Source organism: Lysinibacillus sp. COL-1 (assembly GCF_059814265.1).
The window spans coordinates 1,349,832-1,364,271 of the sequence record NZ_JCAWSJ010000004.1 but is presented as its reverse complement, the minus strand read 5'-3'; the positions used below and the strand labels follow the sequence as shown (position 1 = coordinate 1,364,271).

Here is a 14,440-nt window from a genome sequence, read left to right as displayed (position 1 = left end):
TTGCAGATTAATTAGTCGTTCTCTTTTTTCTCCACTTTTTTCACTTCTGTCTTTGTTACTTCAGTGAAATCCGCTTCCTCCCCAGCCTCCATGCCATAGCTAGGATTTCTGTCCATACGAGTGAATGTATCTACATCATCCTCGTCTTCAAATCGCTTCACAAGAATTGGTATGGTGATTAGACCCGCAAGTCCAACAAGGGCATATATCCATCGAGATAAGACCGCAGTTTGTCCACCAAACAAATAAGCAACTAAATCAAATCTAAAGAATCCAATGAGTCCCCAGTTGATTGCACCTATAATGACTAATACTAAGGCAATTCTATAAAGCACGCTCATGCGTACACCTCCTTTATCGTCTTTACTCCAAGCTGAATTTTCAGCAGGGAGATGTCATAAGAAGCGATAAAATGACAAAGACTAGTCATTAAAACCGCCATTTTGACGGTCTTATTTTTTGCAATAACTACTTTTTTATACAGCATGGAATTGCAGTGATGCTATTATCACAAAGAAAGGTACGACGATGAACGAACATTACTTGGATGGATTTTTATAGGTTTGCTCATGCTGAAGTAGCCATTCTTTGCGCCACATCCCGCCACCATACCCTGTCAACGTTCCATTAGAGCCAATAATTCGATGGCAAGGAACAACAATGCTTATATTATTTTTGCCATTGGCGCTACCGACAGCTCTTACAGCTTTTTCATTATTAATGGCCATTGCAATATCTTTATAAGAAGCTGTTTCACCATAGCCTATACTAGGTAAGGCATGCCAAACTGCTTGCTGAAAATCAGTACCTTTAAAGGTGTAGGGAAATGAAAACGCATGACGTTCACCAATAAAATACTCATGCAATTGCTTAGCACATGTTAGTAGCACTTGAGGAGTATCTTGTTGAGGGATATTGACAATCTCCCCTCGCTCTGCAAAATTAATCCCATCAATAGCTGTTTCACTACCTTCGATTTCAATAATTCCAATGGGCGATTTGTAATCTAATTTATACCGTTTCATACTAGTGACCTCCATAAATAAAAGGTGGCATAAGCTTGCCAGCCTTGCCAATGTTTCGCATAGTGATGAATTTCCTCAAGCGTTGGTTTTCGCTCTAATGCTAATTGTGTTTTTATTGCATTATGCAATCCAACATCCGCAATGGGGAAAGCAGATGGCTCTTGTAAACATTTCATCAACACATAGTCGGCTGTCCATGCACCAATGCCTCGAATAGCCATTAAACTTTTTTTCATATCCTCGTAGCTGTCTTTTTGACGCAATAAACCTTTTGTCAATTGGCCATTTGCTATACTTTTCGCAATATCAATAATGTACTCTGATTTCCTCAATGTAAATTGAAGGCTTCTCAAGTCCTCTACCTGAATGGCTGCTATTTTTTCTGGTGTCGGAAAGAGCCAGTAGCTTTGTCCCTTAAAGTGAACATGCTCTCCAAAATGTTCTACAAATCGTTTTTTTAACGTATAAGCGAATGTTAAATTGATTTGTTGTCCAATAATAGCCCACACCAGTGCTTCAAATAAATCAGGAATTCCGATTAAACGTAATCCACTATATTTTTTCGTAAGTGAACATAAGATGGGATCCTGTTCAGCCATCTGGTAATAGTCCTGCAAGTTCCTGTTTAAATCAAACCACTCTGTTATATATTGTACGATGATTGCTCGTTCATGGACAGCTGGCTGATTCATCAGAAAGGATACTTTTATTTTATTGTCTTGCTCGGTGACGGTACATAAAATAAGCCGTTCATTTATCTTTAATAATTTGAAGAGTGTGTCCTTTTTTATATGATGCAAATTTTCTTGATTGGAGCGCTTTAAGAACAGCAAACATTCCATATAATTGAATTCTTTTGGTGGTTCGATGACTACATAACAATCGGCATTTATCCAATTCATAATAGGTCTCCTTGCTATGAAAGGTGTCGATATTGTGTAGGTGAACAATTTTTCAACCGTCGAAAAACTTTATAAAAATTGGATGGACTTTGAAATCCTACTTCATAGCAAATTTCTAAATTTGTAGCATCTGTATGCTTTAATAAGTGGGCAGCTTTATCAATTCTTATTTTTTCTAGATATGTTCTGGGAGTCTCTTCTGTTTCTTGTTTAAATAATCGTTCAAGATGAAATGGACTGATGCCGACATGCGCCGCCATATCCTGTAATGTCAGCTTTTGTTTATACTCGTTGATGATAAATGCTGTAATATTTTTAATCAATTGGGTATGTGGTGAATGTTCTATTTCAGGCTGACAACGTTTACATGCACGATACCCGGCTGCTTCTACTTCTTGAATATCTTCATAAAATTCAACATTCACCTTTTTCGGTTTTCTTGATTTACAGGAAGGACGGCAATATATTTTAGTGGTTTTAACTGCCGTATAAAATAGCCCATCATAGGTTTGATCACATGCTATGATTTTTTCCCACTTTTCCTCAAAGGATAAATTGATTGGATTGTCCACGAATGAACCACCTCGATTTCATAGATTACACATATAAAGAAGAAGTATCTTGGTCTTTTACTAATTGTGCAGCATGCTGTGATAAATAGGCAATGATTTTATCTGAAAGTGCATTGCCAAAGCTCAAACGCCTTACCCCTAATTCTTTTAATAGTTGGCAATTTGTTAATCCTGGTAAAGAAAGAAGATTGATGGGTGCATCCACATTGCTTGTGATAGCACTTATTTCATTGACATCTATTAAGCCTGGGATAAAGACCCCACTTGCTCCGCTCTCGCTATAAGCTTGTGCTCTCATCATGGTTTCCTCGAACGGATGCATTAGCAGCAAATACGTATCTGTTCTTGCATTAATAAAGAAATCTTTATAGCCATGATTATCTAGCCTTGCCCTCATATTTGCTAGCAGGTGACAGTGTTTTGTTATATTTCTTAATCCAGTTTGCTTTTTAAAGGAATCCTCGATGTTAATTCCTGCTACTCCAACATCAGCTGTTCTTAACACATTGTCGATAATACTTTGTTCATCATGACCATACCCCGCTTCAATATCCGCAGATACGGGGATGTTCACCTGCTCTGCAATAGCTTGAATAATATTTAGATGGTGTTGAAAGTCTATCCATTCACCGTCAGCATAGCCTAATGAATTCGCTATACCCCAGCTAGTTGTGCCAATCGCCTGAAAACCTGCTTTTTCTAATGCTAATGCCGATAATACATCCCAAGCATTTCCTAAAAACAACAGCTCTTGTGCACAATGTAAATCATTGAATTCCTGAATTTTTGACATAGCGAAAGCCTCCATACTGTTTGATTGACCTCATATTATCAGGAATTCTCCACTTATTTCGTCCTCAATCTTGCTATTATGGTCTCGTTGGACGCAATAGGGGCATACAAAAAAGACGTCCAAAACAATCGCTTTGTCCTGACGTCTTTTCATGTTATTTCAATCAAACTACATTAAGTAAGCGCCTGTTCCTTTGCATGCTTACGTTGGAAGGCAATTTCTTGTCGTTTTTCTTTCGTTACACGTTGCCAAATGACCACTGTAATAAACCCAATAATGGCTATGATGTTCAACAAGCAACGGAAATCGTCATGAACTATATTACTGAGATTGTTCGAAACGCCAACCTTTTTTTATGTGTAAAATAAAAATAAGCAACAGTGATAGTGATTATGATAGCAAAATAATATTATCAAACCCCTCAATACAATAGTAAAACCCCTTCTAGCTTATGCTAAAAGGGGTTACTGTTATTTTTGCCAATGATTTAGTTCTTTTAACAATTCGGGTAGCTGTAATTTCCTTACGTCGATGGGCGGTAATGCCTTAATAAACTCTTTTCCATAGGACTTACTAGTAATACGACGATCTAGTACAATGAACGCACCTTTATCTTGTGAAGAACGAATTAATCGACCAAAGCCTTGCTTAAAGCGCATAATGGCCTCTGGTAAGGAAAGCTCTGTAAAGGAATTACGGCCTTGAGCTGTTAGATGCTTTGCTCTCGCTTTAAAGACGGGCTCTTCTGGTGAAGAAAATGGTAGGCGTACGACAATGACAGAGGCAAGGGCATCCCCTGGCACATCCACACCCTCCCAAAAGCTATTTGTGCCAAAAAGCACGGCATGGCTAAATTTTTGGAATGATTTTAAAATGCGCATACGGCTACCGCCTGTCACACCTTGTGCAAAAAGCATATAGTCATCTAAAAGCTCACTATCTTGAATAAGCTCGACCGTTTTTCGTAGCATATCCTGTGCCGTAAAGAGCACAAAGCAACGCCCCTCTGTCATACGAACTGTCCGTGTAATAGCATGGGCAACAGCCTCAATGTATTCTTCTTGGCTGACATGCTGAATATCTGGCATATCAGTTACAATAAATGCCTTAGCGCCCGCATAATAGGCTGGTGGTGCTTGTAGTTTCATAACTTTGACTTCATTTGAGATCCCTAGCTGACGTGTAATAAAACGTTCATTGCCAGGTACCGTTAATGTACCTGATGTCCAAACAATACTTGCTTGCTGACGTAGAGGTGCTAACACTTGTTCAATAATTGGTGTGACATTGACGGGCTTTTTAAAGACATGGAGACTGCCTGGAACACTTCGTACATCAAATTCTAACCATACAGAATTGCCGTCCTGCGGGGAGAGAAAAATATCTTCCCATTCTGCAATTTTTATTTTCACTTCTCGAATCCAATACTGCCATTCAGACAATACAAAAAGGTCATTTTTATCTAATTGCTCGATATTATTTTCGAAAGCCTGCGTAATTCCACTAGCTAGATCCAACCATTGCTGTGTCAGTTTACTGACTAGTGCAAATGGCTCTTTCGCCAATGAAACATCCTCTAAAAACAAGGTACATTTACTACCAGTTTGCTTCCCTTTAACTTGCTGTTGCATTTTTTGAATCGCTTGCTGAATTGTTTCATCAAATGTTCGTTGTAGACGGATAAATTGTGCATCCAGTCGCTGTAAATTTTGCATAGCTACTCGCTGTTTTTTCTTTGCTGCTTGGCAAAACTGTTGAAATAAAGCACTGTCCTCCATCGTGCCGATTTGGCCGAAAATATACTTCCATTGTGTATAGGAGAAGACAACCTCATCTTGCTGCATTGCTGCCTGAATAAATTGATGTGCCTCATCCATAATCCAGCCATCAATTTGTGTAAAGAGCGGTGTTTGACGCACTAAATCGCTCAATACCATGGCATGATTCGTCACAATACAGTCCGCAACAGTGCTATTCTTTAACGCTCGTTCATAGAAATCAAAGCCCTTTGAAGGCTTGTCACTCGGTATTTTGCGGATTTTCTCTAAAAACAGTTGGCCGCCACCAGAAACATTGAGCTCACTTAACACACCTGTCTCTGTTTTTGTCAGCCAAACGAGTATTTGTAAAATAGTAAATGTATCATCATAGGATTCATCAGCATGGGCCATACATTGCTCAAAGCGTTCCAGATCAATGTAATGTTGCATTCCCTTTAGCACACATAAATTCACTTTTGTCCCAAGAATTTTTTCAATCTTAGGTAGCTCTTCCTCTACAAGCTGTTCCTGTAGATGAGAAGTATAGGTGCTAATGGCTATCTTTTTATGGACAGCTCGTGCATACAAAATCGCAGGAAGTAAATAGCCAGCGGTTTTGCCAATACCTGTAGAAGCTTCAATCACACACTCTTTTTGTTCATGTAATGCCTGCCAAATCGTGTCCATCATCTCAAATTGTGCAGGTCTTACCTCAAAATTTGGGAGTGCCTTTGCCATGAATGCCTTTTTTTCATCCACCGTTTGCGGATAGTCCATCGTTTGTGATTCATTCTCATGCTGATTACGACCATTACAAATGGCAAAATTGCGGTAATAATGCACATTTTCATGACCTGTCAGATGCTGACGTTTAATTTGTAATGCCTCGAAAAAAAGCTGAGAAATATTTGATTTCATGCGAAATGAACGCTTGTGCATCTGTTCTAGCGTTAGCTGTGGGAGATTTAACAGCTCCTTCCAGCAATATTTGAATAGCTCTGCCGTAGCAAGAGCATCGTCGTCTGCTCGATGTGCATTGGCTAGCTCGATATTTAAATCTGCTGCTAAATCCCCTAGCTTAAAGCTGAGGGACATCGGAAACAAAATTTTAGCTAGCTCCACCGTATCCATTTTTTTACCCTGCCACTTCAATAGTCCGGCACGTTTAAATTCTGCTTGTAAAAAGGATAAGTCAAAATCTGCATTATGTGCGACAAACACACAATCAGTTAAGAGTTCATATATGTAATCCGCATGTGCCTCAAATGGTAAGGCATCCTTAACATCTTCATCCGTGATATGCGTTAAATCTTGAATGAAAGATGGAATGGTTTTTCCTGGATTAATGAACTTCGTATAGGTACGCTCAATTTCCCAATCTTTCATAATAACAATCGCGATTTGAATCATCCGGTCTCCATTTGCTGGTGAATGACCAGTTGTCTCCAAATCTACAATTGCATATTTTTGACTTTCCATCATACATCTCAACTCACAGTTCACATTAGATAAGTTGAATTTTATCATAGATTTGTCTTTACGGCATCCTTTCTCCTCCTTTGATGAGCCACTTCATCCATACAAAAAACGCAACCTTAGAGGAAGTCCCTAAGGTTGCGTAAAAGAAAATACGATTACCTGTTTACCTAATCAATCAGAAGTTTATTGTTTTTTAGCTAGGTCAACAATACGACCTTCTGTTGTTGTTTTCACTTCTTTTAGGGATAGTAATTGCTCTTGAAGGTTTTCCCAGTCAGACAAGCCTAAATCTGTAACACGACCTTCTTCATATGCTTTCGCAAACATATCAAAGCCATCTCCACCTTTAGCCGTGTATGCATTCGTTGCTACTGTATACCGTTTATCATCCTGCAACGGAACGTACTTACCTGTCGCTTTGTCGAAGTACTCCACAGATACAACACGTGAGCCTGCTTCTTTCGATGAATCATATTGTAATTTTGCCCCAGCGATGTGCAGGAAGCCACCATTTTCATTCGGTACATTTTTCAATGATACTTCAAACGCAGCTTTTAGCTCAGCACCAGTTGCGTCCATTAATGCTAATGTATTACCAAATGGTAAGACTGTAATAACCTGACCAACAGTAATATTACCTGCTGGAATTGCTTCTCGGATACCTCCTCCGTTTTGCAATGCCATTACAACTGTTTTATCTGTAAATTTTTGTGCTTTTGCTAACATACCATCAGTAATAATATTACCTAGAGCTGTTTCATTGCTACGCACACTTTCAAGACTAGTTTCACTTGAACGAGGGTTGGCTAATGCTTCTTTCAGTGTTACACCAATTTCTTTGTTGTTCACTTCATCTACTTTTGCTTTATACGGTGCAAGCAGCTTCACTAATTTCTTATCTTCCGCTACTTTACCAAGGTCAATTAATTCACCTTTATACTTTGTGACAACACCATCTCCATCAAATGTTACATCGAGTGTACCTAAATATTTTACATACTCATTTGCTTGTACAATTAATGTAGCATCTTTTGCTTCGCCAACCGTGTTTGTGTCAACTACAAATGGTTCCTCTAATTTTGTATGATCATGACCACCAACAATGACATCAATGCCTGGTACGTTTTGTGCTAGTAAAATATCATTATCCACATTAGGGTTATCATTATAACCGATATGTGTTAAAGCGATAATTTTGTTGACGCCCATTCCTTCAAAGGCAGCCACTGCTTTTTCCGCTTCCTCGATATAGTTTGTAAATTTCACTTTGTTTGGAGAAGCAATATCTTTCGTTTCTTCTGTCGTTAAGCCAAAAATACCTACTTTTTCTCCATTGATTTCTTTCACGATACCTGAATAAATTTTACCGTTTTCAGGCTCACTTGAAATTAAATCTGTAAATAAACCAGTGAATTTGTCATCTGCTGAGAAATCTGTATTGGCATCCACAAATGGGAATTTAGCACCTTTAATAAAGTCTACTAGTGCTTGATGGCCTTCAGGTGATGAACCTAAATCAAATTCGTGGTTACCAAATACCATGGCGTCAAAGCCGATTTCATTTAATAATGCTAAGTCTGCTTGTCCATGGAATTCGTTAAAGTATAGTGTACCGCTAAATGCATCACCAGCATGTAATGTTAGAACATTCTCCTTTGCTGCACGTTGCTCCTTTACAGCTGTTGCTAATTTAGGTAGTTCATTTGCACGAGCGTGTGTATCATTTACATGTAAAATTGATAAAGTAAATCCATCTTCTGGCGTTGATTTTGTTAGGGCTTCTGCAATCACAGTTGCTAGCTGTCCACGTGTAACATTTTCGCTAGCCGCATGGTTTTTTACACTTTCTAACTCTGGTAATGTTGGAATAGACGACAAGATTTTTGCTAAATCACCATGTGTAATTGTTTGGTTTGGACGGAATGTTTTGTCCCCATAGCCTGAAATAACTTTTAGCTCTACAAGCGCTGCAATGGAACCATAATATGGATTGGATGCACCAATATCCGTAAAGTTAGGATTCTCAACATTTTTCGTATCCAGCTTTAAGGCACCTGCAATCATTTTAGCAGCTTGTCCACGTGTGACATTTGTATCAGGTTTAAATGTACCATCTGGGTATCCGCTAATAATCCCCGCTGCATAAAGAGTAGCGATGCCATCAAAGTCTGCATGACTTTCTTTTACATCTGAAAAAGGACTTGCTGCCGATACTGGTGCTACTGCTACCGCTGTTACAGCTAACGCTGCGGCAGTTGCTGTTAAAAATTTGTTACGTTTATTTTCCATTACAAATGATACCTCCACTAGTAAAATGATGTACTAACAACTAAATTCTACATAAATATGACACAAAATACTAGAACATTCGAATTTTTTTACAAAATTATAATCTTAAAACTAGTTTAATAGTAAGAAAAGAAAAATTTTTCCAAAACTTTTATAATGGATACGAATACAGAAAAAAGGAGGATTGGCTATACTTTGCCATCCTCCTATCTAATATCTAATTATAAATTGCTGCGTCCATCTTAATGAATGCTACTCACTTCACTACATCACTGTTGCTTCTGGCTCATGTGCAATCATTTCTTTAATAGTATTGCCCTCTCCCATAATGGCCACTGTTGGTTTATGCTCTTTGGCTTCATGATTATCCACATAGACATAGGAAATAATGATCACAATATCGCCACGTTGCACAAGTCGCGCTGCTGCACCATTCACACAAATTACGCCTGAACCTCGTTCACCAGCAATGATATATGTTTCAAAACGAGCACCATTATTATTATTCACAACATGTACTTTTTCATTTGCTAGCATACCTACTGCATCTAAAATATCTTCATCAATTGTTATAGAGCCGACGTAATTTAAATCCGCCTGTGTCACTGTTGCACGGTGGATTTTACTATTCATCATCATACGTAACATATTTACAGTCCTTCTTTCACAGTAAAGATACAATTATCGATTAAGCGTGTTTTACCTATATAGACAGCTGCTGCCAACAGAGCTTGCTGTGTCGTAGCAGTCACGGGTGTTAAATCTGGGTAAGCTAATATTTGGATATAGTCAATCTGACCATGCGTTCGTGCATGAATATGAGCTTTTGCTTTAGCCAGTGCACGCACAGCATCACCATTCGCTAGAAAGCTATCACGTGCCAATTGTAATGCTTCATAGATGGCTGGGGCCTCCTGTCGCTCTGTCTCACTTAAATAGACATTGCGAGAAGATTTCGCTAAACCGTCTTCCTCACGGACAATTGGGACAACACGTATTTCTAATGGGAAATTAAAATCACGTACCATCGTTGCAATAATGGCAACTTGCTGTGCATCCTTTTGTCCAAAATAAGCCCGATTTGGTTGTGCTAAGTGAAATAATTTCGAGACAATCTGTAACACGCCATCAAAATGGCCTGGACGACTCGCACCACAAAGAATGGTTGCTTGCTCACCAGCCTGTATACGGATGCCACCATCGTGGGGATACATTTCTTCCACACTTGGTGCAAACATAATATCAACACCAACAGACTGTGCCAATGCAGTATCTCTAGGTAAATCACGAGGATAGCTTTCAAAATCTTCATTTGGTCCAAATTGTGTTGGGTTGACGAATATACTCATAACGACTACATCATTTTCAGCACGAGCTGTTTGTGCCAATGTTAAATGACCTTCATGTAAATAGCCCATCGTCGGAACAAGTCCAATGGTTTGATGAGCCTGCTTGGCTGCGTTTATTTCTTCAGCTAATGCTTGTATGGTAGTTACGACTCTCATGCTTGGACGCCCCCATATAACTTATCTAATGCTTCTTCTTTCATCGTAAAGAAATGCTTTGGTGCAGGGAAAGTACCTGCTTTCACAGCTTCAACATAGCGAACCATGCCAGCGCTTGCTTCTTTGCCCATATCGGCAAATTGTTGAACAAACTTCGGCACATGATGTGAGCCGTAGCTTAACATGTCATGATACACCAGCACTTGTCCATCAGCTTCTACCCCTGCACCAATACCAATGGTTGGAATCATTAAACTAGCGGAGACAACCTCAGTCAGCTGGTGAGGGATACATTCTAATACGACTGCACAAGCACCCGCTTCTTCGCATTGTTTTGCTTCTTCAATTAACGTGGCAGCCTGTTCAGCCGTTTTTCCTTGTACTTTATAACCGCCTAGCACCCCTGCTGACTGTGGCAATAAACCTAAATGAGCAACGACAGGAATACCAGCTGATGTTAATTTACGAATGACAGCAATAACCTCACCCGCTCCCTCTACCTTTAAGGCATCAGCCCCAGTTTGTTGCATCATCGTAATGGCTGTTGTTAATGTTTCATTGACATCGCCATGATAAGAACCGAATGGCATATCCACGACCATAAACGTATCCTTTGCTCCACGTCGAACCGCTTTAGCATGATGAATCATATCCGCTACAGTCACTGGCATTGTAGAATCATAGCCAAGCACGACCATTCCAAGTGAATCACCGACCAGTATCATATCGACACCAGCGTCTTCAGCGAATGTAGCAGCCGGATAATCATAGGCCGTCACCATTACGATTTTTTCGCCTGCTGCTTTCATCTTTAAAAAATCTGTCGTCGTTTTCATGTTGTAGTCCTCCTTTTTTAAGGGAAGAAAACAGAAAAACCCCTCTGTGCCGAAAACGGACAGAAGGGTAGTGTTTCGTTCATTGGAAAAAACCTCATCAAGAGGCAATAGCTTACAAAAAGAAAGCTATTTGAACGTATCGTTTTCTTCCGTCCCTGTCTAAAAAGATCAAGGCAGATATTGGTTAATATGGGATCTTGCGCTTTTGAAGGTGCCGTTCACAATGGATACTGCCCTTCAGCTCATACTATAACAGATTCTCCTACTAATCTTCAAATATTATTTTTTTACAATATCATCGTTTAACGACATTGGTAAAATTTATCTTTCATTAGAATTGACAATTAATGCTATACGTCATATACTATCCACATACTATACGTCATATAATATAAAATGAAGTATAGGTACTATATGTGAGGTGGAGAGATGACATTTCAGCTTGGTTCAGCTTTACTTGATGCTTGTGTATTGGCTATCGTCGATAAAGAGGACGCCTATGGCTATTCTTTAACACAGCAAGTACAATCGGTCATGGAGATTTCGGAGTCTACACTGTACCCAGTATTACGCCGCTTACAAAAAGCACATTACTTAACAACATACGATCAGCCCTATCAAGGTAGAAATAGACGCTATTATCAAATTACAGAGCAAGGACGTATACGATTATTAGAGCTATTAAAAGAATGGCAAGTGTATAAGGAAAAGGTTGATTGTGTACTTTTAGGAGGGAATTTAGATGGATAGAGCAAGCTATTTGAAACAGCTACGAGGAAAATTACGTCGGCTTCCTGCGCATGAGTTAGATGCTGCACTTACTTATTATGAAGAATACTTTGCGGAAGCTGGAGAGGAAAATGAGCAACAGGTCATGTCGCAACTTGGCTCCCCTTCTCATGTCGCCTCACAAATATTAGCTGATTTCGCACTAAAGGATTTGGAAACCTCCTCAGCCAAATCAACGAAAAAGAATATGTCAGCCATTTGGCTCATTATTCTAGCCATATTGTCTGCGCCACTTTCACTGCCATTACTGGCAACAGCTATTGCACTTATTTTTTCATTCGGCGCAGTCATCGTCAGCTTGATCCTGGCTATTATCGCGACAGTCATTAGTATTTTTGCTGGTGGCATCGTAGCCCTTATTTCAGGCTTCTTGATTTTAACAGAGCATTGGCCTACTGCACTGCTCTTTATGGGTGCGGGATTGGTTGTAACGGGCTTAGGTGTCCTACTCTTTCCTTTTGTCACACGTTTTATTAAGAAAACGGTTCTTGTTTCTGTTGAAGCATTAGGAAGACTATTCCACAAAATAACGAAAAAACGGAAAGGGGGCTTCTAAATGACATCTAAAAATACCCTTATCGCCATGACAATGATTGCATTAGGTATTTTACTTGCATTGGTTGGTTATTTTTCGGGCGGTCGCTGGCTTATTTTCAAAGATGCCGACGGTCTTCACGTCCCAAGCCATACAAATCTAGTGAGTCAATCACATGAGTTAGATACGTTTACAAGTATTAATATAGTGAATGACTATGGAGATATTGAAATTATTGCGAGAGATAACGACTATAGATTAGAGACACAGGTCTTTGAGCAGCAAGACGTAACCTATCATATAGACAATGGTGTTTTAACGATTGAAACAAAGGCGAAGAAAAGGGATGGTTTTCAATTTGGCTTCAATAGCTTTTCTTCTCCCTCTATAAAGCTCTATGTCCCGAAAGATACAAAAATAGAGTCAGTTGTAATAGACAGTGATTTTGGTGATACAGCTGTTCGTGGATTACATTATGAGGAGCTTCAACTCATGCAAGATTACGGAGATATTACCTTCACTAACACGACTGGTGACAAAACAGAGATTACACAGTCCTTTGGTGATTTGACGCTCCAACAATATGCTAGTAACGGCATTAGCATTGAAAGTGAGCATGGTGACATCACTATAGATGGTACATTAAATGGTCAATCCACCATTTCTTCTAGCTTTGGTGATATGACACTTCACTTACAAAACAAACAAAGTGATTTAGGCTATGACTTAAAAACTAGTTTCGGTGATATTACGATGGATGGTGAAGAACAAAGTGGCAAGGTGACGCAAGTAAATAATGGTGACCATCAACTGCATGTTTCCTTATCACATGGTGATTTAGATGTATCACTGAAGTAAAGCTGAATTCAAGAAGCTGCAAGAAAAATTCCTTGCAGCTTCTTTTCTATAATATTTTGATATCCCCTGCATAAATCGTTCGGATTATCCCATTGTCCTGAGTAAGCTGTAGAACACCATCATCTGTAATTCCACTAGCAATCCCTTCAAAACGTTCACGTAATGTCTTCACCTCTATACGTTGACCAATTGTACAGGATAATTGCTGCCATAGCGTTTTGATACTCGCGAAGCCCTCTTTCACATATAACTCTGTAAATTGTTCTAAATAGTGCAAGATAGATGCCACAAGGGCTGCGCGGTTGATTTCTTCTCCAGCCTCTAATCGTAATGAAGTAGCTATATCTGCTATATCAGGTGAAAAATCAGCCTCTGCTTGGTTCGCATTTATGCCAATCCCAACAAGTAAAGCTTGCACAAGATCAGCCTCTGCCTGCATCTCCGTTAAAATACCTGTACATTTTTTGCCATTAATTAATAAATCGTTGGGCCATTTAATGGCTGGTTCTACATGCTTATATAATGTTTTGATAGCCATTGTAACTGCTACTGCCACCACAAGTGTATAGGAGGATGCCTGTTGGGGGGTAACATCAGGTCGTACAATAATGGTCATCCAAATCCCAGTACCATGTGCAGATTCCCAAGGACGCGCCATACGGCCACGCCCCGCTGTTTGTTCCTCACCAATAATGATCGTACCGTGTGGGGCTCCTTCTTGAGCTAGCTTATGCGCAATCGTTTGTGTAGAATCTACCACATCATAATAATGGATTTCACGTCCAAAATGCACTGTCTTTAAAAAGAGCTCAATTTGGGTTGGATTCAAGCTATTAGGTACACCCGTCAATACATACCCCTTTTTCTTGATGGTTTCAAATGTATACCCTTCCTCCTGCAATGTCTGCATATGCTTCCAGACAGCCGTCCGAGAGACACCCAAAGAATCTGCTAATTCCTGACCTGAAACTGCTTCACCATCAGCAGCCAGTATTCTTTTTAAAATTTCGTCTTTCATGGAAATTGTCATCTTCACATCAATCCTTTAGTCAACTATGCTATTTTTTATGTAACCTATTTTGTCTTTATCATACTGT

At 39.4% G+C, this 14,440-nt stretch carries 15 protein-coding genes; 3 read left to right on the top strand and 12 right to left on the bottom strand.

Annotated elements, in window-relative coordinates; all coding sequences use genetic code 11:
* Positions 1–11: 11 nt before the first annotated feature.
* The 11 genes from AC6BKE_RS14940 to panB form a co-directional block, all read right to left on the bottom strand.
* A complete protein-coding gene (locus AC6BKE_RS14940; protein ID WP_036125191.1) occupies positions 12–341 on the bottom strand; it encodes a DUF378 domain-containing protein in 330 nt (109 codons plus the stop codon).
* Between the two features lie 198 nt (positions 342–539).
* Complete coding sequence (locus AC6BKE_RS14935; protein WP_089933272.1) at positions 540–1,025, bottom strand: methylated-DNA--[protein]-cysteine S-methyltransferase; 486 nt, start codon at positions 1,023–1,025, stop codon at positions 540–542.
* Positions 1,022–1,927, bottom strand: coding sequence for a DNA-3-methyladenine glycosylase family protein (locus AC6BKE_RS14930; protein ID WP_499857117.1), 906 nt, complete (start codon positions 1,925–1,927; stop codon positions 1,022–1,024). Before AC6BKE_RS14930 ends, AC6BKE_RS14935 begins: the two co-directional genes overlap by 4 nt.
* Positions 1,928–1,941: 14 nt before the next feature.
* Positions 1,942–2,499 (bottom strand): bifunctional transcriptional activator/DNA repair enzyme AdaA, encoded by a 558-nt coding sequence (locus AC6BKE_RS14925; RefSeq protein WP_036125187.1) that lies wholly within the window; start codon positions 2,497–2,499, stop codon positions 1,942–1,944.
* Between the two features lie 25 nt (positions 2,500–2,524).
* Positions 2,525–3,292, bottom strand: a complete 768-nt coding sequence (locus tag AC6BKE_RS14920; protein WP_036125184.1) for an isocitrate lyase/PEP mutase family protein — start codon at positions 3,290–3,292, stop codon at positions 2,525–2,527.
* Positions 3,293–3,465: 173 nt separating this feature from the next.
* On the bottom strand, positions 3,466–3,588 hold the full coding sequence (locus AC6BKE_RS14915) for a hypothetical protein (protein WP_268987987.1): 123 nt from the start codon (positions 3,586–3,588) through the stop codon (positions 3,466–3,468).
* A gap of 174 nt (positions 3,589–3,762) precedes the next feature.
* Positions 3,763–6,534, bottom strand: coding sequence for an ATP-dependent DNA helicase DinG (gene dinG / locus AC6BKE_RS14910; RefSeq protein ID WP_499857115.1), 2,772 nt, complete (start codon positions 6,532–6,534; stop codon positions 3,763–3,765).
* Positions 6,535–6,714: 180 nt separating this feature from the next.
* A complete protein-coding gene (locus AC6BKE_RS14905) occupies positions 6,715–8,820 on the bottom strand; it encodes a 5'-nucleotidase C-terminal domain-containing protein (protein WP_499857113.1) in 2,106 nt (701 codons plus the stop codon).
* Positions 8,821–9,084: 264 nt separating this feature from the next.
* Positions 9,085–9,468, bottom strand: coding sequence for an aspartate 1-decarboxylase (gene panD / locus AC6BKE_RS14900; RefSeq protein ID WP_036124512.1), 384 nt, complete (start codon positions 9,466–9,468; stop codon positions 9,085–9,087).
* Positions 9,469–9,470: 2 nt separating this feature from the next.
* Complete coding sequence (panC, locus tag AC6BKE_RS14895) at positions 9,471–10,325, bottom strand: pantoate--beta-alanine ligase (RefSeq protein ID WP_499857112.1); 855 nt, start codon at positions 10,323–10,325, stop codon at positions 9,471–9,473.
* Positions 10,322–11,161, bottom strand: coding sequence for a 3-methyl-2-oxobutanoate hydroxymethyltransferase (gene panB, locus AC6BKE_RS14890; RefSeq protein ID WP_499857111.1), 840 nt, complete (start codon positions 11,159–11,161; stop codon positions 10,322–10,324). The genes panC and panB overlap by 4 nt, the downstream gene beginning before the upstream one ends.
* Positions 11,162–11,590: 429 nt before the next feature.
* Between panB and AC6BKE_RS14885 the strand changes: the two genes are divergently transcribed.
* Genes AC6BKE_RS14885 through AC6BKE_RS14875 form a run of 3 tightly spaced genes read left to right on the top strand, consistent with a single transcriptional unit; the run spans position 11,591 to position 13,343 of the window.
* Positions 11,591–11,911, top strand: a complete 321-nt coding sequence (locus tag AC6BKE_RS14885) for a PadR family transcriptional regulator (protein WP_036124518.1) — start codon at positions 11,591–11,593, stop codon at positions 11,909–11,911.
* Positions 11,904–12,506, top strand: a complete 603-nt coding sequence (locus AC6BKE_RS14880) for a DUF1700 domain-containing protein (RefSeq protein WP_036124520.1) — start codon at positions 11,904–11,906, stop codon at positions 12,504–12,506. Before AC6BKE_RS14885 ends, AC6BKE_RS14880 begins: the two co-directional genes overlap by 8 nt.
* Positions 12,507–13,343 (top strand): DUF4097 family beta strand repeat-containing protein, encoded by an 837-nt coding sequence (locus AC6BKE_RS14875; protein WP_499857109.1) that lies wholly within the window; start codon positions 12,507–12,509, stop codon positions 13,341–13,343.
* Between the two features lie 46 nt (positions 13,344–13,389).
* Here AC6BKE_RS14875 and AC6BKE_RS14870 read toward each other — a convergent pair whose 3' ends face one another.
* Positions 13,390–14,373 (bottom strand): biotin--[acetyl-CoA-carboxylase] ligase, encoded by a 984-nt coding sequence (locus AC6BKE_RS14870; RefSeq protein WP_499857107.1) that lies wholly within the window; start codon positions 14,371–14,373, stop codon positions 13,390–13,392.
* Positions 14,374–14,440 lie beyond the last annotated feature (67 nt).